Genomic DNA, 17543 nt, shown 5'->3' on the forward strand with positions numbered 1-17543 from the left:
TCACTTCGAGTTGATCAGCGAGGGGATGCGGGCGAAGAGGTCGTTGGTGAAACTGACCATCTCGGAGATCATCCAGTGCCCGCAGACCACGAGCGCGATGGCGACGGCGACGGCCTTGGGGACGAACGAGAGGGTGGCTTCCTGGAGCTGGGTCATGGACTGGAAGAGCGAGATGGCGAGCCCGACGACGAGGGAGGTGACGAGGACGGGCGCGGAGAGCTTCGCGGCGGCGAGGAGGGCCTGGAGGCAGAGGTCCAGGACGGCGGAGGTGTTCACTTCTCAGCCTCCCCGGTAGCTCTGGATGAGGGCGGTGATGATGAGGTCCCAGCCGTCCACCAGGACGAACAGGAGGATCTTGAACGGCAGGGAGATCATCACCGGCGGGAGCATCATCATGCCCATCGACATGAGCGCGGCGGAGACCACCAGGTCGATGATGAGGAACGGGATGAAGATGACGAAGCCGATGATGAACGCCGCGCGCAGCTCGCTGATCATGAACGCCGGGATGAGGGTCTGGAGCGGCGTCTGCGCGGGGTTCGCGGGGTTCGCCAGGCCCGCGGCTCGGGTCATGAGGGCGATGTCCTCCTGCCGCGTGTGCGCGAGCATGAAGGCCGAGAGCGGGCCGCTGGCGGCGTTGAACGCCCCGCCGAAGTCGAGGTGCCCGTTGAGGTAGGGCTGGAAGGCGTGGGTGTTGATGTCGCTCACCACGGGCCACATGATGAACAGCGACAGGAACAGCGAGAGCCCCGCGAGGACCTGGTTCGGCGGGACGGACTGGAGTGAGAGCGCGTTCCGCGTCATCGCGAGCACCACGAAGATCTTCGTGAACGAGGTCATCATGAGCAGCAGCGCCGGGGCCACCGAGAGCAGCGTGATCCCGATCAGCGTCACCACTGCGGCCGAGGGCCCGTTGTCCGGCGCGTTGATCTGGACGCTGATCGGCCCGCCCGACGGTGCGGGCGTGGCGGGGGCGGAGGGACCGTCCGGGCCGGCGGGCGCGGCGTGCCCGGCCACCGAGGTCAGGAGCAGCAGGGCGTAGGCCGTCACTGCGATGAGGAGGACGACGGCGGCGATCCGGCCGGCCCTGAGTGCGAGGCCGCGGGGTGTCACGGCCGGTGGCCGGCCCGGTGGGCGCCGAGGGCGAGCTTCCAGACACCGGGATCGAGGATGGACCCGGCCAGCGCCTGCCCGGCCTGCGCCTGCCCGGGCAGGGCGGCCGCGTCCAGCTGCTTCTGAAGCGAGGCGTCGAACGCGGCGGCGCCGGAGGCCCGCCGGCGGGCCCGGGTGGGCGCGGGCGTGGCCGGCTTGGGCAGGGCGGAGGGTTCGGGCTGGGCGGAAGTTTCGGGCAGGGGCGCCTCGGAGGTGTGCAGGACGCCGATCCCGTGCTCGGTCACGCCGAGGAGGAAACGCTTGCCGTCGGTGTCCACCAGGACCACCGACGCTTTCGGCCCCACGGCCTGGCGGGCGACGACGGCCAGCGCCTTGGCCTTGGGCGCACCGGTGCCGCGCCGCAGGCGCCGGTGCAGGAACCACATGAGGCCCAGCACGGCCCCGAGCGAGACGAGGACCCTCAGCCCCAGGATGAGCGAGTCCATTCAGCGCGGCGCCTCGGCCACGTCGAGGATCCGCGTGATCCGCACCCCGTAGTCCTGGTCCACCACCACGACCTCGCCGAGGGCGATCTTGCGCCCGTTGAGCAGGACGTCCACGGGCGCGCCGGTCGAGCGGTCGAGCTCGATGACCTTGCCCGGCTCCATCGACAGGGCTTCGCGGACGCTCATCCTGGTCCGGCCGATCTCCACCGTCAGCGCCATCTCGACGTCGTGGATCCGCCCGAGCCGCCCCGCGATCGAAGCCTCGTCGGCAGGAGCCGTTCCGGCCCGCATCCCCTGGTCCTGGATCCGCACCGCGAACCAGCCGAACGGCGCGCCGCCGTCGGAGATCTCGAAGACGGCCGTGTCCGGATCGGAGAAGAGCTCCCACGCGTCGCCCTCGGCCAGTTCTGAGAGGACGCCTCCCTGGAGCGCCTCCGCGGCGCGCTCGAACGACGGCCGCAGCACCGCCGTCGTCCTGGCCTCCGGGCCCCCACCCGCTTCGGCGACGAAGCCGGCGTCGGCCAGCGCGAGCGCGAAGTCCGCGGTGAACGCGCCGACGAACGTCGCGGACACGGACACCGCCGCGTGGGCCGCGGCCGCGCCCGGTTCAACGCGTCCCGTCACGGCGAGCCCGGGAACCGGGAGGGACGCGACGAGGCGGTCGGCGGCGGCGGCGTGGAGGGCCAGGTTGCTCACGGGTGGTTCTCCTCGGTGATGACGATGCGGGCGGCGACGCGGGAGCCCTTGCGGACGACCATCGCCTGGGCGAGGTTCTTGCCGCCGACGGCGACGTGGAACGGGTGATGCTCCGGGTGCGGGAGGGCGATGGTGTCCCCGACCTTGAGGTTGAGGACCTGGGCCGGGGTGACCGCCGCGGGCTCGAGGCGGACGGCCACGTCGAGTGGCACCCGTGCGAGCTGCGCGCGCACGAGCTCGGCGGCGTTCGCACTGCTGGCCATCGGGTTGACGGCGCCGAGCTGCGGAAGCAGGGCGTCGGCGGGGATGGCGAGGGTCGCGGCGCTGGCGCTCTCACCCACGCGGACGGTGAACGCGACGACGACCATGAGGTCGGTGGTGGCGGCGGCCTGGGCGAACTGGGAGTTGTACTGGATCGCCTCGACGCGGGCCGTGCCGGGCAGGAGTCCGCCGAGGGAGTAGGAGAGGACCTCGAGGCCGTCCCCCACCAGGCTCTTGACGAGCGCGTATTCGAGCGGGGTGAACTTGCGCTCGAGGCCGGCCTTGTCGCTGTGGCCGCCGAGCATGCGTGCGACCCAGCCGAGAGCGGACGGCGTGGGGAACTGGAGGACCATCTTGGCGCCCATCCCGTCGAGGGCGCAGAGGACCATGGAGGTGGTGGCGGGCAGCGTCGAGACGTACTCGTCGTAGCTCTGCATGACCACCGATTCCGGGGTCACCGTGGACTTGGCCCGCACCTTCGCGGTGAGCTGGGTGCCCCACTGCCGGGAGAAGCTCTCGAAGCCGGCCTCGAGGACGCGGCTGTGCTCCCGGGCCAGCGTGGTGGGCCGACGGAAGTCGTAGGCCTCGACGATCATCGGGGCGGGCGGGGGGTGGTCCTGCACGGTCACGGTTTCCACTATCGGCGGATCGGCGTCCCGCGTAAGCGGACTGGGGCGAAATCCTCGGGGCTTGTCCGGTTCTTGTCCGGGCGGATCCTACTTCTGCCCCACCAGGGCCTTGAGGGCCTCGGGGATGAGGGCCCGGACTGCCTCGGGCTGGTCGGAGAGGACGACGATGTCCACGCGCCGGTTCTGCTCGTGCTCGGCCTCGGTATGGTCGGCGTTGACGGGCCGGGCGGAGCCGTATCCGGTGGCGCCGATGCGGTGCGGAGGCAGGGCGTCGTTCTCGACCATGTGGCGCAGCACGTTCGTGGCGCGGCTGGACGAGAGCTCCCACCCGGTCGGGTACGCCGTGGGGATGTTCGCGGTGTGGCCCTCGACCGAGACCTCCAGGGTGGTCGGGACGATGGCGGGGGTGACGGCGTCGAGCACCTTGTCCGCGCGCGGGGTGAGGTCCGGGCTGTCGGGCTGGAAGAAGGTCTGGGAGCCGACCAGCTTGACGGTGAGGCCGCGCTGGTCGATCTGGAACTGGACGTCCGGGGCGATCCCCAGCGCTGTGAGCTTCTGGTTCATCTGCTTCTCGAGCGCGGTGAGCCGGGCGGCCTCCTTGAGCGCGAGGTCCAGGTTCGCGAAGCCCTGGGCTTCCTTGTTCGCCTGGGCAGGGGGGACGACCGTGCCCATCGCTGTGTCGATCTTCTGCGTCACCGTGGTGCCGAATCCCGTGGCGAGCGAGTTGCGGAGCTTCTCGAACTTGTTCTGGTCCACCGTGGACATCGCGAACAGGACCACGAAGAGGCAGAACAGGACCGTGATCATGTCCATGTAGGACACGGCCCAGCGTTCGTCGACGTGGAACTCGGCCGGCCTGCGGGGCGGACGACGACGGCGGCGCGGGCTCATGCGGCGGCCCTCGCGGTCTCCTTCGCATCCGCCTTCGGCTTGCCCTTGAGCTGGTGGTCCGGGACCATCGCCCGCAGCCGGTCGGCGAGGAGCATCGGCTGAGCCCCCTCTTGCACGGCGAGGATGCCCTCCATGACCAGCGTCATGCGCTCGACCTCGAGCTCCGAGAGCCGGGTGATGCGGGAGGAGAACGGGAGCCAGATGAAGTTGGCCGAGAGCAGGCCCCACAGGGTGGCGACGAAGGCGCTGGCGATCATGGGGCCCAGGCTCGTGGGGTCGGAGAGGTTCTCGAGCACATGGGTGAGGGAGACGACGGTGCCGATGATGCCGATCGTGGGGGCGTAGCCGCCCAGCGCCGCGAAGAACTTGGCGTTGGCGTGGTCCGCGCGGGAGCGGGTTCCGATCTCGTCCTCCAGAATGGCCCGGAGTTCTTCAGCGTCGGTGCCGTCGGCGACGTTCTGCAGCGCCCGGGCGAGGAAGGGGTCCTGCGCCACTGCTGCCTCGGATTCAAGGGCCAGCAAACCCTCGGCCCGGGCCTTCTCCGCGATCGAGATGATCCGCTCGATGCTCTCCTGGGGCTTCGGCGGCCTGCCGAGCAGGGCCTTGGGCATCGCTTTGAACGCCTGGATCGAGTCCTTGATGGTGTTGCCGGCCAGGCCGACGGCGAGCGTCGCGCCGAAGACGAGGATCATGGGCGGGGGCAGAAGCAGGGAGGTGACGTTCGCGCCCTCCAGGGACACGATCGCCACGACGGAGCCGAAGGCCAGCAGCAGGCCGATGATGAGCGAGGGGTCCATGGGCCTTCTCCTAGCGCTGTCCGGGCCGCGGGGAGGCGGCGTTGGGCCCCGGCACGTCCTCGTCGGGGCTCGGCACGAGGGTGAGGTGCTGGCCCTCGGCCGTCGGCAGCCCGTGGGCCGTCGCGACGACGAGCGCCCGGTACCGGGCGATCAGGCCGATGACCTCGCTCAGGCTCTCCCGCACCACATAGGTGGTTCCCCCGACCATCACGAGGGTGGTGTCCGGGTTCTCCTGGATCCGTTCGACGAGGTCGGGGTTGACCGCGAAGCGAGACCCGTTGAGGCGGGTGAGGACGATCATGGGTCCGTTTCTGGGTCGAGGGCGCGGGTGTTGCTTTCCCTCTGCACTATCGGCAGCTTCCCACTTGCGGTAAGCCTCCGTGCATGGCCCCCGCGGGACTAGTGCTTCAGGTCCACGAGCTCCTGGAGCACCTGGTCCGAGGTGGTGATGATGCGGGCGTTCGCCTGGAAGCCGCGCTGGGCGACGATGAGGTTCGTGAACTCCTGTGAGAGATCCACGTTGGACATCTCCAGTTCCCCACCGGCGAGCGTGCCGAAGCCGGGGTCTCCGGCCTGGCCGATCTGCGCGGTGCCCGAGTTCGCAGTGCTCGTGTAGGCGGAGTCGCCGGTCTTTTCGAGACCGCCCGGGTTCGTGAACTTCGCCAGCGCGATCCGGCCCACCGTCTGCTTGAGCCCGTTGCTGAACGCGCCGATGAGTGAGCCGTCGCCGGCGAGCGTGAAGGATTCGAGCGTGCCCGCGGCGGAGCCGTTCTGGCCGGTGGCGGCGACCGTCGTCATTCCCGCATAGCCCGTGACGGCGCCGAGGTTCACCGTGATCCCGCCGACCCCCATGCTGCCGCCGGCGGTGGGCTTGCCGCCCGTGAACGTCAGCGAGCCCGCGCCCGTGCTGCCATTGGCGTCCGCACCCGCCACGTCCCAGCCGGAGGCGGTCCGTGTGAACGTGAGCGCCAGGGTGCGCGGGGCGCCGGTGGCGTCGAACACCCGGATGTCGCGCTCGAGGGTTGTTCCACTGGCGGCGTCGGAGGGCAGGTTCCCGTCGACGGTGGCCTGGGTGGTGGCCACGGCCGCGCTCGCGGCCGTCGGTGAGAGTACGACGTTCCCGATGGGCGAGCCCGTGTTCACGACGCCTGCCGCGTTCGCCATCCATCCCTGGAGGAGGCCGCCGTCGGGCCCCACGAGCTGGCCTGCCGCGTCGAAGCCGAAGGACCCCGCGCGCGTGTAGAGCTGCTGCCCGCCGCGGCTGGTGATGAAGAAGCCGTCCCCGGAGATCATCATGTCCGTGGCCTTGCCGGTGGACTGCGCCGAGCCCTGGGTGAAGTTCGTGGTCACGGCCGCGACCTTCACCCCGAGGCCGATCTGGGCCGGGTTCGTGCCGCCCGTCGCGGACTGCGGGCCGGAGGCGCCCTGGGTGAGCTGGGAGAGGGTGTCCTCGAACTGGGTCGAGGAGCCCTTGAAGCCCGCGGTGTTGACGTTGGCGATGTTGTTGCCGGTCACGTCGAGCATGGTCTGGTGGGCACGAAGGCCCGAGATGCCGGAGTAGAGCGAGCGGAGCATGGTGGGTGCCTTTCGAAAGAGGATGGTGCGAGGTGTCAGGCGCCGGTGACGCCGGTGATCGAGCCGAGGAGGATGGATGCGCCGCCGACGGTGACTGTCGGCGTCGACCCGCTGTAGGAGACCGAACTCACGGTGCCGCCGCCGGAGGTCCCGTCGGCGGCGAGGTACGTGACGGCCTTTCCGATCAGGGCGGCCGCGGCGGCACGCTGCTGGACGCTCAGGCCGGTGGCGCTGTCGGATGCAAGCTGGGTGAGCTTCTCCATCATGGCCAGCTGCGTGGTCTGGCCGATCATGGCGTTCGTGTCCATGGGCGAACTCGGGTCCTGGTTCTTCAGCTGCGTGACCAGCAGGTCCATGAACACGGTTGAATCCATGGCCTGCTTGGGGGCACGGGTCGGGGCCGCCGAACTCAGGCTGGTGAAGCCGACGGCGGTGCCGGCTGAGGTGCCGCCGAGGGCGGTGCTGACGGGGCTGATGGTCATCGGTGCGCTTTCTGCTCAGGCGAGGATGTCGAGGGTCGTGTCGTTGCCAGAGGGCAGGAGCGGCGTCGGGCGGGCCGCCAGGGCTGCGGCGGGGCGCACTGCGCGCTCACTCCGGTCCCCGCCGCCGTTGTGGCCGTGTGGGGAATGGCTGTCGCCGCCTGCGCCGCCTTGTGGGGCGTTGCGGTCCGAGAGGCTCAGGCTGGCGGCGAGCCCGGCGTCGGCCAGGTTCTGGCGCAGCTCGGGCAGGGCGGCCTGGACGGCGGCGCGTCCGGCGTCGGTGGGCGCGAAGAGTTCGACCGTCACGCCGTCGGCGCTGATGTGGGCCTGGACGGTGACGGGGCCGAGGTCCTCCGGGGTGACTCTTACGGTCATGAGGTGCCGGCCGTGTCCTGCGTCGGCGAGGGTGATGACCGGCTTGGCGAGCTGGGCGGTGAACGGCGCCGCGGCGGGCTGCTGCGGTCCCGCGGCCGGTGCGCTCGTCTGAGGTGCGGCGGGCGGGGCCGAGGCTGCCACTGCGACGTCGGCCACCGCGGCGTCGGGCTGGGCTGTGGGCTGGCCCTTCGAGCCGGCCGGTGCTGCGGCGGTGGCCGCGACAGCCGGCGACGGCGAGGCGGCCGCCGAGGCAGTCTGCGCGGGCTGCCCAGGACGGACAGCCGACGGCGCGGGCGGCTCAGCTGCTGGGGAAGCGGGGGCGGCCAGCGACGGCGTGAACCGGGCCGCTGCGGTCACCGCCTGGGGTGTCGATGCGCTGGGTGCCGATGCGCTGCGCTCCGATGGGCTGGGTGCCGCGGCTGGGATCCCGGTCGCTGCGAGGGCCGCCGTCGTTGGTGCGATCGGACCGCCTCCGGTGGCCGGGTCCGCGTCGCGGGGCGCCTCGGGGGGCTGCCCCGGCTGCGGCAGCGGCATCGCGGGGATGACGAGGAGGGCGGGCAGCGCGGCGCCGCCGGCCTGCGGGGCGTCCTCCGGCTGGGTCTTCGAGGGATGCGCCGGGGCCTGGGGCGGGAGTGCGGGCGGTAGCTCGGGGGGCCCTGCGGATGTGAAGGCAGGCTGTTCGGGCGTGTCCGTGGCGAGTGCCGCGAGGGCAGCGGCGAACAGTCCCGGGGCACCGGCCGTGGGCCGGCCGGCCGTACCGGGTGCCGGCAGGGTCCCCTTGCCGGTGGGCGCCGGGATGAGCGTCGCGAGGCTGGGCATCAGGCTCCTGTCCGGGAAAGGGCTGCGACGATCTGGCTGGCTTGCCCCTCCCATTTCGCGTAGGCGTCGGGGTAGGCGGAGCCTTGCACCGCCTGGTCGGCGGCGGTGGTGGGCAGGCTCGCCCAGCCGGGGATGGCGGTGAGCCGGTTGAGGAACATGTCGGTGGATTTCACCGGGTCCATCGCATCCGCCACGGTGCCCCACGAGAACCGGCTCCCGTTGACCTGCTGCTGGAAAAGGCCCACGGAATAGCCGTCGGTGCCGATGGCCGAGCGGTCCGGGGCGAGCGCCTGGGATCCGGCGACCTGGGGGTTCCAGTACATGCGCAGTGAGGACTCCTGCAGGGCGGTGGAGATCGCGTCGACGGCGGCTTGCGCGGGCAGGCCGCGGTCACGGACCCGGTCGACGATCACCTGCGCGTACCGGGCCTGTGCCGCATCCAGGCCGGCGACGGCGGGTCCCGGGCCGGCGTCGGGGACGATGCGGCGGATCGCGGTGAGGTTGGAGTACTTCTCCCAGGCGTCGCGGACCTGGACTGTCCTGCCCGGCTCCGGGGCGTCGATGGCTTTGCCGTCGCCGAGGTAGATGGCCACGTGCTCGCCGCCGAAGGACACCAGCAGGTCGCCGGGCTGGGCGTCGGCGAGTGAGGCGACCGGGGTGCCTTGGGTCATCTGGTCGTGCACCACCCGCGGCAGCTGGATGCCGAGGTCCTGGTACACGCGCTGGACGAACCCGGAGCAGTCGAGGCCCGTCGCGGGGTCGGTGCCGCCCCACACGTACGGCACGCCGACGTACTTCCGGGCGTCGGCGGCGACCTTCTCTCCGGTCACGGCCCCCGCTGCGGCCGTGCCTGACGCCTGGGCGGCGGGTGAGGACGCGAGGGATCCCTGGATCGCCTCGGAGAGGGTCCGGTTGAACGAGCTCGGACCCGGCCCGCCGGGCACCGGTGAGCCGGGGTCGGTGAGCTGAGTGAGGGTGGACCGGATCGCCTGGACGCGGCCGACGGCGTCGAACATGCTCATGGCGAGACCGCCTCGGGAGCCCCGGCCCGGGGCGCGCTGGAGAATCGGGGTGCGCTGGAAAAGAGGTCGTCCAGGACCCGCTGTTCGGCGGCCAGCTCGGCGGCGTCGGCGTCCATGGTGTGGCGGGCTTCGAGCTTCTCGAGTCCCATCGTGCGGGCCCTGGCGGCACCGAGCTCCTGCTGCGCCTGCTGTGCCTGGGCCCTGGTGGCCGCGGCAAGGGCCTCGAAGTCGGCGAGCAGGCTCGCGGAGGAGGCACGGGCAGCGGCGACGGCGAGGAGAGCGGAGGAACTGTCGACGTCGGAGGGGATCTGCCCGGCCTGGTCCCGGGCCGCGTCCTGGCGCGAGTCGAGGGCGCGGAGCTGGGCGTTGACGGAACCGAGGTGGGCAGCGGCCTGATCCTGCTCGAGGCGGCGGAGCCGGAGCAGCCCGGCGAGGGGGAACCGGCGGTTCATCGCGTGTCTCCAAGGGTCGTTGCGAGGTGGGCGAGCTGGGCCCAGGCCTTCTCGCTGGGGGTCTGGTCGTCGAGGCGCTGGCGGCAGAACGTGTTGATCGCCGTCTCGTGGGCCAGGGCCGCGTCGACGAGGGGGTTGCTGCCGGGGTGGTAGGCGCCGACGTCGATGAGGTCCTGGGCGGCCTTCAGGGCTGCGAGGACCCTCCGCAGCGCGGCGGCGTCCGCGGTGCGCTCGGGTGCGTTGACCTTGGAGGCGACGCGGGAGACGGAGCCGAGCACGTCGATCGGCGGGTAGTGTCCGGCGACGGCGAGGCGGCGGTCGAGCACGATGTGGCCGTCGAGGATCGAGCGGGCGGCATCGGCGACGGGTTCGTTGTGGTCGTCGCCGTCCACGAGCACCGTGTAGACGCCCGTGACAGAGCCCGTGGCCCCGGTGCCGGCGCGCTCGAGGAGCCGGGCGAGGAGCGCGAAGGCCGAGGGCGGGTACCCGCGGGTGGCCGGGGGCTCGCCGGCGGAGAGTCCGACCTCGCGCTGGGCCATGGCCACGCGGGTGAGGGAATCCATCATGAGCATCGTGTGGGCGCCGCTCTCACGGAACGACTCGGCGATGCGGGTCGCGGTGAACGCTGCGCGCAGGCGCATGAGGGCGGGCTCGTCCGAGGTGGCGACCACCACGACCGAGCGCGCGAGGCCTTCGGGCCCCAGGTCGTCGTCGAGGAACTCGCGGACTTCGCGGCCGCGCTCGCCCACGAGCGCGATGACCGAGACCTCGGCCTCGGTTCCCCGGGCGATCATCGACAGCAGGGACGACTTCCCCACGCCGGAGCCGGCGAAGAGGCCCAGGCGCTGGCCGCGGCCCACCGTGGCGAGGGTGTCAAGGACCCGGACCCCGGTCTGCAGAGGCGTGTCGATGCGGGCGCGGTGCATGGCCGGGGGCGGCTCGTTCTCGAGAGGCACGCGCACCGCGCCGGTGATCGGCCCGCGGCCGTCGATGGGGCGGCCGAGGCCGTCGAGCACCCTCCCGAACAGCGCGGGCCCGGTGGGGACGAGCACGCCACGGCGCAAGGCCCGGACGGTGTCTCCGGTGCGGACGCCGGCGAGCCGCCCGAGCGGCATGCAGCGCACGGTCCCCCGCCCGGCGGCGACCACCTCCGCCTCGCAGACGGCGCCGTCGGAGGTGGTCACGGCGACGATCTCCCCGACCGCGCTGCCGAGCCCGGCCACCTCGAGCCCGAGGCCCAGGACGGAGCTGACGACGCCGGTGCGCTCGGGTGCGGCGGCGGCGAGGGCGGCGGCGAGGCCCCTCACGCGTCCTCCCCGGAGAGCGCCGCGGCGGCGCGGGCGAGGGCGGAGCCGATGCGGGCGTCGAGCTCGCCGTCCGGGTAGTCGACGACGGCGTCGCCCCGTCCCAGCGTGGGGTCGGGCACGAGGGCGGTGCCCTCCGTCGTGGCGCCCTCGGCCTCCAGCAGCGCGAGGTCCTCGGGGTGGAGGCGGATGGCGATGGCTGTGCCCGCGGCCGGGGCGGAGAGCGCGCGGCCGAGCGCGGCCTTCGCGCCCGCTTGGGCGTCGGAGAGCTCACGCCCGATCACGGCCCCGGCGAGGGCGAGAGCAGCGGCCGCGAGCCCGGCGTCGGCCTCGGCGAGCACCGGCGCGGTGCGGGCGTGCAGGGCCCGGGCAGCAGTCTCGAGCAGGGCGAGGGACTGCGCCAGCCTCTCCCGGCCCTCCTCGACGGCGGCATGGTGCCGCGCGTCGAGCTCTGCGCGCAGGATCCGGGCTTGGGCCTCGGCCTTCCGCAGGCCCGCCGCGTAGCCGGCCGCATGGCCGCGGGTGAAGCCTTCCGCCTCTCCCGCCGCGTGCAGGGCGGGGTAGAGGAGCGGACGGGCTGCCTCGCCGCCCCGGGCCGCGGCCTCAGTAGACAAGGTCGTCCTCCTCGGTCCGCCGGACCGTGATCGCCCCGGAGGCCTCGAGCTCGCGGATCGACCGGACGATCGCCGCCCGGGCCTCCTGGACCTCCGAGGCCCGCACCGGGCCCACGGCGGCGATCTCGGAGTGGAGGATCTCACGGTTGCGGTCGGAGACGTTGCCATCGATGGCGTCCAGCACGGGCTGGGCGGCCCCCTTCATGGCACGTGCGAGGATGCCCGCGTCGATGCCGCGCAGGACCTGCTGGACGTCGCGGCGCTCGAGCTTGACGATGTCCGCGAAGGTGAGCATCCGGGAGCGGACCTCCTCGGCGAGTGCGGGGTCCTTCTCGTCGAGCCCGTCCAGGACGGTCTTCTCGACGGCGATGTCGGAGCGATTGATGATGTCCACGAGCGGCTGGACGCCGCCGATCACCTCGATCTGCTTCAGTCCGACGGCCGCGGTCGTGCCCGTGCGGGCCCTGAGGCTCTCGGCGACGATGCTCACGGCCTCAGGCGTCGTCGCCCCCATGGTCGCCAGGGCGTGGGCCACGTCGGTAGCCTGGGCCTCCCCGAGCCCGGCCATGACCGCCGAGGCCTTGTCCGGGCGGAGGTGGGCGAGCACCAGGGCGACCGTCTCCGGGAGCTCGCCGTCCAGGAGTGTCAGGAGCTGCGAGGGGTCCACGGACTCGAGGAACTCGAAGGACTTCCCGGCCATCGTCGAGGTCAGGCGGTCCAAGACCCCGGCGGCCCGCTCGGCGCCGAATGAGGATTCGAGGAGGCCGGCGGCCAGCTCACGGCCGCCGCGCGTGGTCCGCCGACCGGCGACGGCGATCTCGTGGAACTCCGCGATGACCTGCTCGGACAGGGTGGCGTCGACCCGGCTGAGCCGGACGATCTCCGCGGCGACGTCTTCCGCCTCGGAGTCGCTGAAATGGGCCATGACCTTCGCAGCGTTCTCGTTGCTCATCTGCATGAGCACGATCGCGACCTTCTGGGTCCCGGTCAGGGGCCTGTCGGTGCCGAGGCTCATACCGGCTCCTCCTGGTCCATGAGGCCGCGGAGGATTTCGGCGGTCTTCTTCGGCTCGGTCGCCCCGAGCCGGTCGACCTGGGCGCGGCGCCGCTCGGCGTCCAGGGCCTCGGCTCCCGGATCGGGCAGGGCCGGGACGGGCGGGGCGACCGGCAGGGCCACGGTTGCCGGCTCCTCGATCGCGGCAGGCTCGGGGAGCTCGTCGAAGAGGATGTCCCCGCCGAGGCCGATCGGCTCGCGCACCGCCGCACGGCGGGGGCGCAGCCACAGCAGGACCCCGATGAGCAGGAGCCCCAGCAACGCGATGCCGGCCCAGGTGATGTTCTGCCACATCGCGGCCTGTGCCTTCGCCGCTTCGTCGGCCTGCGCCTGGTCGAGGGCGGCCTTGGCCTGGTCGGCGGCGGCCGTGCTGAACGGCACGACCTGCACCGAGAGGACGTCGCCTCGCTTGGCGTCGATGCCGGCGGCGGCGGAGAGGAGCGAGTCGAGGTTCCGGAGGTTGAGGCTGCCCGCGACGGACTGGTTGATCGCGACCGAGACCGACTGGCGCTTGAGCGCGCCAGAGGGGATCGTGCGGTCCTCGGTGACCTTGTCGACCGCGTTGTCCTTCGTGTCGGTGGTCGAGTCGTAGCTGCCGTTGCCCCCGTTCGCGGCCGCGGTGCCGGCCCCTGAGGGGACGGCGATGTTGTCCGGGCCGAGGACCCCGGAGGCGCCGGCTCCGCCGGTTCCGGTGTACTTCTCGGTCTTCGTGGATTGGCTCAGCGGTGCCGTGTCCTTGTTGGTCGTGAACGTCTCGGACTTCTGCTGCGCGGACTGCTGGTCCACGTCCGGGATGACCGCGACGGTGGCGTTGCCGGGGCCGAGGATCCGGTCCAGGACCGCCTGCACGGCCGACTGGGTGCGGGCCTGGTAGTCGGAGGCGGTCTTGGCGGTGTTGCCGGTTCCGACGGCGGAGAGCACATTGCCCTGGGAGTCCACGACGGAGACGTCGGTGGCCTTCATGCCCGGCATCGACGCGGAGGTCAGGTGCACGATCGCGTCCACCTTGTCGCTCGAGAGGGTGGTCCCGGGCTGGGCGGCGATGAACACCGAGGCGGTCGGGTCGGTCTGCTGCGAGGTGAAGACGGTCTTCTGTGGGATGGCCAGCTGCACGGAGGCGGACTTGACCCCGTCCAGGTGCTCGATCGTGGCGGCGAGCTCGCCCTCGATCGCGCGCTTGTACGTGGTGTCCTGCTGGAACTGCGACGAGGTGACACCCATCTTGTCCAGCAACGAATAGCCGGTCGACGGGGCCGAGGGCAGCCCGGCGGAAGCGGCCTTGAGCCGCTCGTCGTAGACCTTCTCCTGCGGCACGAGCACCGTGGCGCCGCCGTCGGCGAGCTGGTAGGGGACGTTGTCCTTGCCGAGCTGGGCGACGACGGCGCTCGCGTCCGCGCCCTGCAGCCCTGTGAAGAGCGGGGCGTAGCTGGGCTTGGAGAGCCAGGACGTGAGGGCGAAGCCTCCGAGGGCGAGCACGGCCAGGCCGATGATGGCCACCGTGCGCTGGCCGACCGTGAAGCCCCGGACGGCCGCGGCGAGCCGCCGGGCGAAGGCGGCGATGAACGGCGGCATCAGCCCTGCATCCTCATGATCTCGTTGAACGCGTCGACGCCCTTGTTGCGCACCGTCGCGACGAGCTCAAGCGTGACCTGGGCGCGGGTGGCGGCGATGGTCGCGCTGTGGATGTCATCGAGGTTGCCGGTGACGGCCTGCACTGCGAGCTGGTTCGACGTCGACTGGAGCTGCTGGAGGTTGTCCACGGCGCCGGCGAGGCTCGCCGAGAAGGCGGAGCCGTCCGAGGACGGCGTCGTGGGGGTGGCAGCGTAGGCGGTCCCGGTCACGCCCTGTACGGCGGCGATGGGGGGCAGGCTCATGAAGACTTGCCGATCTGCAGGGCCGCCTCGTAGATGGTCCGGGCCCGGTCCACCACCTGGGCGTTGGCCTGGTAGCCGCGCTGGGCCATGATGAGCGAACCCATCTGCTCGCTGAGGTCGATGTCCGGGTAACGCACGTACCCGTCCTTGTCGGCCAGGGGGCTGTCCGGCTGGTACACGAGACGGCCCGTGGCGTCACCCTGTGGGGTCCCCGTGACGTACACGCCGGTGTCGCCGGGCCCGGCCTGGGCCTCGACGTATCTCGCCTGGAAGGCCGGGCCGCTGGTCGGGGCGGCGGTGTTGATGTTCGCGAGGTTGTCGGAGATGGCGTCGAGCCATTTGCGGTGCACGGTCAGGGCCGTGCCGGCGATGCCGATCGCGTCGAAGGTCATGTCAGGCGGTCCTCATCGCCGTCCGCAGGCCCGTGAACTCGGTGCTGAGTGCCTGGGAGGCGAACTGGTACCGAAGCACGGTGTCGACGTTGGACAGCGTCTCCGTGTCGAGGTTCACGTTGTTGCCGTCGAGCCGGGTCGGCTCCAGCGACGTCGCGGTGGTCGCGGCGGCGTGACCGTCGCCCGCCTGCACGGACGCGGCGAGGGCGTTCTCGAACTGCACCCGTTTGGCGTGGTAGCCGGGGGTGTTGACGTTGGCGATGTTGTCCGCGATGGCCTGCTGGCGCTGAGAGAGGCCGTCAAGGGCGCTGGTCAGCGCGGCCGTGGTGACGCAGTCGAGCACACTGTCCTGCCTGGGTCGGAAGGGAGGCCGGGTCCGTGGCCGGGAGGTCGAGCAGTCCGTTGCTCGACATCGACTATCGGCAGATGAGCCGATCGCGTAAGGCGATTCGGAGCCGAGGTTGTCCTTTTTTGCCGCAGGGTCCCCGGGGCGTCGCCGGCCGTTGCCGGCCGGTGGCAGGCTAGGCGCGCCGGTCGAGGTAGAGGGCGGTGTCCTGCCGGTGTTCGCTGGGGACCGAGCGCACTGCGGCGAGGTGCCGTCCGGTGGCGGCCTTGGCCTCCTCGAGGAGGCGGCGAAGGTGCTCCTGGCGCTCGGCCAGGGAGCGGGCCCGTTCGGCCAGGCGGCCGGGGAGGGGCCCGAGGCCGTCCCCGGGCGTCCAGGGTCCCAGCGCGGGCGGGCTCTGGTGCGAGAGGCAGTCCTCGGCGGCGTCGAGGTCTGCCTCGAGGCGGTCCAGGACGTTGTCCCAGCGCTCAGCCAAGCGCGTAGCCTCCCGCCCGGGTGTCCTCGCCGGTCTGCTCTCCGGGCAGGGACGCGGCGGCCGTGTGCCAGGACTGTTGGAGGGGTTCCAGGAGCATGATCGCCTCGCGGGTCCGGGCGGAGTCACGGTGGATGTTGGCCCCGACGAGGGCCGTGCGGACGTACTCATAGATGCTGCGCAGCCCGTCCGCACCGTCCCAGGAGCCGGGCTTGAGGGTCGTGGTGAGCTCGGCGATGATGTCCTGGGCGTGGAGCAGGTTGTGGCTCGCAGCCTGCCAGTCGTGTGACTGCTGCGCGGCTTCGGCCCGGCGCAGGTCCAGCAGGAGGCGGTCGTAGAGCATGGTCAGCAGCCGGGCCGGGCTGGCCGAGAGGATCGCGTCGCGGCTGTACTGCTGCCGGGCGCGCGCGGCGTGGAGGGTCACGGGTGATCCTTTACTTCGAGCTCGAGCTGGACGAATAGGCAGGAAGGCCGGCGATCTGGCTGGTGAGCCAGGACTGCTGGGCCTTGAGGGTGCCCAGCGAGGTGTCCATCGCATTGAACAGCGCCGTGAGTGCGGCCTTGCGGTCGGCGAGGCGGGTGTCCCAGTCGCTGATCCGGGCGGTGAGGTCGGCGGCGTCGGCCTGGCGGCCGGAGATCAGGGAGCTGATGGAGCCGGTGACGGGGGCGGAGGCGTTCTTCGCGGCCGCGGCGACGCGGGCGGAGATCTCCTGCAGGGACGCGATCGTGCCCTTCGGGTCGGCGGCCATGGCCGAATCCAGTCTGCTCTGGTCGAACTGGAACGACCCGTCCTGCAGGATGCCGATGCCCAGCTCGGAGGGGGACTTGCCGTTGGACGTGGGCATGTAGACGGCGTCCGTGATCGCGCTCTGGACCGAGCGGATGGTCGAGTCGCCGGTGAACATGCCGCCGGAGGCCGAGGATCCGCCGCCGGCGTTGATCGTGGTTGTCACCGCGGTGTTCTGGGAGATGTAGGCCAGGAGGTCGTTCACGGAGGAGATGAAGCTGCCGGCCTGTTTCTCGATCCCGGCGTTGTCACCGGCCACCGTCACGCTCACGCTGGTGCCCACGGCGGCGGCCGTGGCGGTGACGTTCACCCCGGGGACGATGTCCGTGAACGTGTTCGTGGAGGAGGCGATGGTCTGCTGGGCGGCCGTGCCTGCGTACAGGGTGGCCTTGGCGTCCTGCGCCGCGGTCACCATTGCCGCCCCCGGCTGGGCCATCAAGTCGGTCGCCGTCCCGGCGCTGAGCTGTGCCGGCGTCCCCTGGTGGGCCTGGAAGGCCCCGGCCGCCCCGGAGCCGGTGGCGGTCAGCTGGAGCCGGTAGAGCGGGTTGCCTGAGGCGTCCTTGCCCGCGGCGACCTTCATCGCCGTCGCGGGTCCGCCGGCGGCGTTGATGGCGGTGACCACGTCATCGAGCGACGTCGAGGCGGGGGTCAGTTGGGTCTGCTTCCCGGTGGAGTCCACGAGTGTCAGCGCTGCCGGGGCGCCGGACGGGTCGGCCGGCCAGGTGGACATCGCGGCGCTCACGTCCACCTGGTTCTGCGCGGCCTGGTCGAACCGGACGCTGAAGGTCCCCGGGGCGGCCCCGGTTCCCGCGGAGGCTGTGGCCGCGCTGCTGTCCGTCGTGGCCGTGAACAGGTTCAGGGCGCTGGGCATGGACATGTTCTGCCCGAGCGTGGCCAGGGCGGAGGCCTTGCTGTTCAAGACCTGCAGGTTGGTGATCAGGCTCTGGTCGGTCCTCCTGGTCTGCTGCAGCTGCTGCTGAGGCAGACCCTCGACCTGGACGAGGGCGTTGACCATGGACGTGATGTCCAGGCCGCTGCCGAGGCCGTTCATCGACAGTGTCGACACTTCCGCTCCTTCTCCTGTTCACGCTCCGCGCACTGACTGTGGCC

Annotated in this window: 23 protein-coding genes; all 23 read right to left on the minus strand. The window is 71.8% G+C overall.

Going from position 1 to position 17543, the window contains the following annotated elements; all coding sequences use genetic code 11:
- The 23 genes from fliQ to fliD all read right to left on the minus strand — a co-directional run bounded on the left by fliQ (position 1) and on the right by fliD (position 17499).
- On the minus strand, positions 1-276 hold the full coding sequence (fliQ, locus tag Q9R02_RS04065) for a flagellar biosynthesis protein FliQ (RefSeq protein ID WP_305995383.1): 276 nt from the start codon (positions 274-276) through the stop codon (positions 1-3).
- A gap of 3 nt (positions 277-279) precedes the next feature.
- Positions 280-1113: a flagellar type III secretion system pore protein FliP gene (gene fliP / locus Q9R02_RS04070; protein WP_305995384.1), complete on the minus strand. Its 834-nt coding sequence runs from the start codon at positions 1111-1113 to the stop codon at positions 280-282.
- Positions 1110-1598 (minus strand): flagellar biosynthetic protein FliO, encoded by a 489-nt coding sequence (fliO, locus tag Q9R02_RS04075; protein ID WP_305995385.1) that lies wholly within the window; start codon positions 1596-1598, stop codon positions 1110-1112. Before fliO ends, fliP begins: the two co-directional genes overlap by 4 nt.
- Entirely contained in the window at positions 1599-2294 is a 696-nt protein-coding gene (gene fliN / locus Q9R02_RS04080) for a flagellar motor switch protein FliN (RefSeq protein WP_305995386.1), read from the minus strand.
- Complete coding sequence (locus tag Q9R02_RS04085; protein WP_342006888.1) at positions 2291-3184, minus strand: flagellar motor switch protein FliM; 894 nt, start codon at positions 3182-3184, stop codon at positions 2291-2293. The genes fliN and Q9R02_RS04085 overlap by 4 nt, the downstream gene beginning before the upstream one ends.
- 87 nt (positions 3185-3271) lie before the next feature.
- Positions 3272-4075 carry an OmpA/MotB family protein gene (locus Q9R02_RS04090; protein WP_305995387.1) on the minus strand — a complete coding sequence of 268 codons (804 nt, stop codon included), beginning with the start codon at positions 4073-4075 and terminating at the stop codon, positions 3272-3274.
- Positions 4072-4872 (minus strand): motility protein A, encoded by an 801-nt coding sequence (locus tag Q9R02_RS04095; protein WP_305995388.1) that lies wholly within the window; start codon positions 4870-4872, stop codon positions 4072-4074. Before Q9R02_RS04095 ends, Q9R02_RS04090 begins: the two co-directional genes overlap by 4 nt.
- Positions 4873-4882: 10 nt before the next feature.
- Complete coding sequence (locus Q9R02_RS04100; protein ID WP_305995389.1) at positions 4883-5173, minus strand: flagellar FlbD family protein; 291 nt, start codon at positions 5171-5173, stop codon at positions 4883-4885.
- A 98-nt stretch (positions 5174-5271) separates the two neighbouring features.
- Positions 5272-6447: a flagellar hook protein FlgE gene (locus tag Q9R02_RS04105; protein ID WP_305995390.1), complete on the minus strand. Its 1176-nt coding sequence runs from the start codon at positions 6445-6447 to the stop codon at positions 5272-5274.
- A gap of 35 nt (positions 6448-6482) precedes the next feature.
- Positions 6483-6929, minus strand: a complete 447-nt coding sequence (locus Q9R02_RS04110) for a flagellar hook assembly protein FlgD (protein ID WP_305995391.1) — start codon at positions 6927-6929, stop codon at positions 6483-6485.
- A gap of 15 nt (positions 6930-6944) precedes the next feature.
- A complete protein-coding gene (locus Q9R02_RS04115; RefSeq protein ID WP_305995392.1) occupies positions 6945-8120 on the minus strand; it encodes a flagellar hook-length control protein FliK in 1176 nt (391 codons plus the stop codon).
- Entirely contained in the window at positions 8120-9142 is a 1023-nt protein-coding gene (locus tag Q9R02_RS04120; RefSeq protein WP_305995393.1) for a C40 family peptidase, read from the minus strand. Before Q9R02_RS04120 ends, Q9R02_RS04115 begins: the two co-directional genes overlap by 1 nt.
- The gene (locus tag Q9R02_RS04125; RefSeq protein WP_305995394.1) at positions 9139-9594 is read right to left on the minus strand and encodes a flagellar FliJ family protein; all 456 of its coding nucleotides are present in this window, start codon (positions 9592-9594) and stop codon (positions 9139-9141) included. The genes Q9R02_RS04120 and Q9R02_RS04125 overlap by 4 nt, the downstream gene beginning before the upstream one ends.
- Entirely contained in the window at positions 9591-10901 is a 1311-nt protein-coding gene (locus Q9R02_RS04130; protein ID WP_305995395.1) for a FliI/YscN family ATPase, read from the minus strand. Before Q9R02_RS04130 ends, Q9R02_RS04125 begins: the two co-directional genes overlap by 4 nt.
- Entirely contained in the window at positions 10898-11512 is a 615-nt protein-coding gene (locus Q9R02_RS04135) for a FliH/SctL family protein (protein WP_305995396.1), read from the minus strand. The genes Q9R02_RS04130 and Q9R02_RS04135 overlap by 4 nt, the downstream gene beginning before the upstream one ends.
- Positions 11502-12527 carry a flagellar motor switch protein FliG gene (gene fliG, locus Q9R02_RS04140; RefSeq protein WP_305995397.1) on the minus strand — a complete coding sequence of 342 codons (1026 nt, stop codon included), beginning with the start codon at positions 12525-12527 and terminating at the stop codon, positions 11502-11504. Before fliG ends, Q9R02_RS04135 begins: the two co-directional genes overlap by 11 nt.
- Positions 12524-14137 carry a flagellar basal-body MS-ring/collar protein FliF gene (gene fliF, locus Q9R02_RS04145; RefSeq protein WP_305995398.1) on the minus strand — a complete coding sequence of 538 codons (1614 nt, stop codon included), beginning with the start codon at positions 14135-14137 and terminating at the stop codon, positions 12524-12526. Before fliF ends, fliG begins: the two co-directional genes overlap by 4 nt.
- Positions 14137-14439 (minus strand): flagellar hook-basal body complex protein FliE, encoded by a 303-nt coding sequence (gene fliE, locus Q9R02_RS04150; RefSeq protein WP_305995399.1) that lies wholly within the window; start codon positions 14437-14439, stop codon positions 14137-14139. The genes fliF and fliE overlap by 1 nt, the downstream gene beginning before the upstream one ends.
- Positions 14436-14831, minus strand: coding sequence for a flagellar basal body rod protein FlgC (locus Q9R02_RS04155; RefSeq protein WP_305995400.1), 396 nt, complete (start codon positions 14829-14831; stop codon positions 14436-14438). The genes fliE and Q9R02_RS04155 overlap by 4 nt, the downstream gene beginning before the upstream one ends.
- A gap of 1 nt (position 14832) precedes the next feature.
- Positions 14833-15174, minus strand: a complete 342-nt coding sequence (locus tag Q9R02_RS04160; protein ID WP_305995401.1) for a flagellar basal body rod protein FlgB — start codon at positions 15172-15174, stop codon at positions 14833-14835.
- A 178-nt stretch (positions 15175-15352) separates the two neighbouring features.
- Positions 15353-15649, minus strand: a complete 297-nt coding sequence (locus tag Q9R02_RS04165; RefSeq protein WP_305995402.1) for a hypothetical protein — start codon at positions 15647-15649, stop codon at positions 15353-15355.
- On the minus strand, positions 15642-16070 hold the full coding sequence (gene fliS / locus Q9R02_RS04170; protein WP_305995403.1) for a flagellar export chaperone FliS: 429 nt from the start codon (positions 16068-16070) through the stop codon (positions 15642-15644). Before fliS ends, Q9R02_RS04165 begins: the two co-directional genes overlap by 8 nt.
- A gap of 10 nt (positions 16071-16080) precedes the next feature.
- On the minus strand, positions 16081-17499 hold the full coding sequence (gene fliD, locus Q9R02_RS04175) for a flagellar filament capping protein FliD (protein WP_305995404.1): 1419 nt from the start codon (positions 17497-17499) through the stop codon (positions 16081-16083).
- Between the last annotated feature and the right edge of the window lie 44 nt (positions 17500-17543).

It is taken from the genome of Arthrobacter horti (assembly GCF_030731045.1).
Classification (GTDB): Bacteria; Actinomycetota; Actinomycetes; order Actinomycetales; family Micrococcaceae; genus Arthrobacter_E; species Arthrobacter_E nanjingensis.

What these genes read in the sequence shown, in the direction of transcription:
- Q9R02_RS04110 (WP_305995391.1), bottom strand. Translation starts at nt 6,929, where the DNA reads ATGACCATCAGCCCCGTCAGCACCGCCCTCGGCGGCACCTCAGCCGGC.
- fliG (WP_305995397.1), bottom strand. Translation starts at nt 12,527, where the DNA reads ATGAGCCTCGGCACCGACAGGCCCCTGACCGGGACCCAGAAGGTCGCG.
- fliO (WP_305995385.1), bottom strand. Translation starts at nt 1,598, where the DNA reads ATGGACTCGCTCATCCTGGGGCTGAGGGTCCTCGTCTCGCTCGGGGCC.
- fliE (WP_305995399.1), bottom strand. Translation starts at nt 14,439, where the DNA reads ATGAGCCTGCCCCCCATCGCCGCCGTACAGGGCGTGACCGGGACCGCC.
- Q9R02_RS04120 (WP_305995393.1), bottom strand. Translation starts at nt 9,142, where the DNA reads ATGAGCATGTTCGACGCCGTCGGCCGCGTCCAGGCGATCCGGTCCACC.
- Q9R02_RS04100 (WP_305995389.1), bottom strand. Translation starts at nt 5,173, where the DNA reads ATGATCGTCCTCACCCGCCTCAACGGGTCTCGCTTCGCGGTCAACCCC.
- Q9R02_RS04125 (WP_305995394.1), bottom strand. Translation starts at nt 9,594, where the DNA reads ATGAACCGCCGGTTCCCCCTCGCCGGGCTGCTCCGGCTCCGCCGCCTC.
- fliF (WP_305995398.1), bottom strand. Translation starts at nt 14,137, where the DNA reads ATGCCGCCGTTCATCGCCGCCTTCGCCCGGCGGCTCGCCGCGGCCGTC.
- Q9R02_RS04090 (WP_305995387.1), bottom strand. Translation starts at nt 4,075, where the DNA reads ATGAGCCCGCGCCGCCGTCGTCGTCCGCCCCGCAGGCCGGCCGAGTTC.
- Q9R02_RS04095 (WP_305995388.1), bottom strand. Translation starts at nt 4,872, where the DNA reads ATGGACCCCTCGCTCATCATCGGCCTGCTGCTGGCCTTCGGCTCCGTC.
- Q9R02_RS04155 (WP_305995400.1), bottom strand. Translation starts at nt 14,831, where the DNA reads ATGACCTTCGACGCGATCGGCATCGCCGGCACGGCCCTGACCGTGCAC.
- Q9R02_RS04105 (WP_305995390.1), bottom strand. Translation starts at nt 6,447, where the DNA reads ATGCTCCGCTCGCTCTACTCCGGCATCTCGGGCCTTCGTGCCCACCAG.
- Q9R02_RS04115 (WP_305995392.1), bottom strand. Translation starts at nt 8,120, where the DNA reads ATGCCCAGCCTCGCGACGCTCATCCCGGCGCCCACCGGCAAGGGGACC.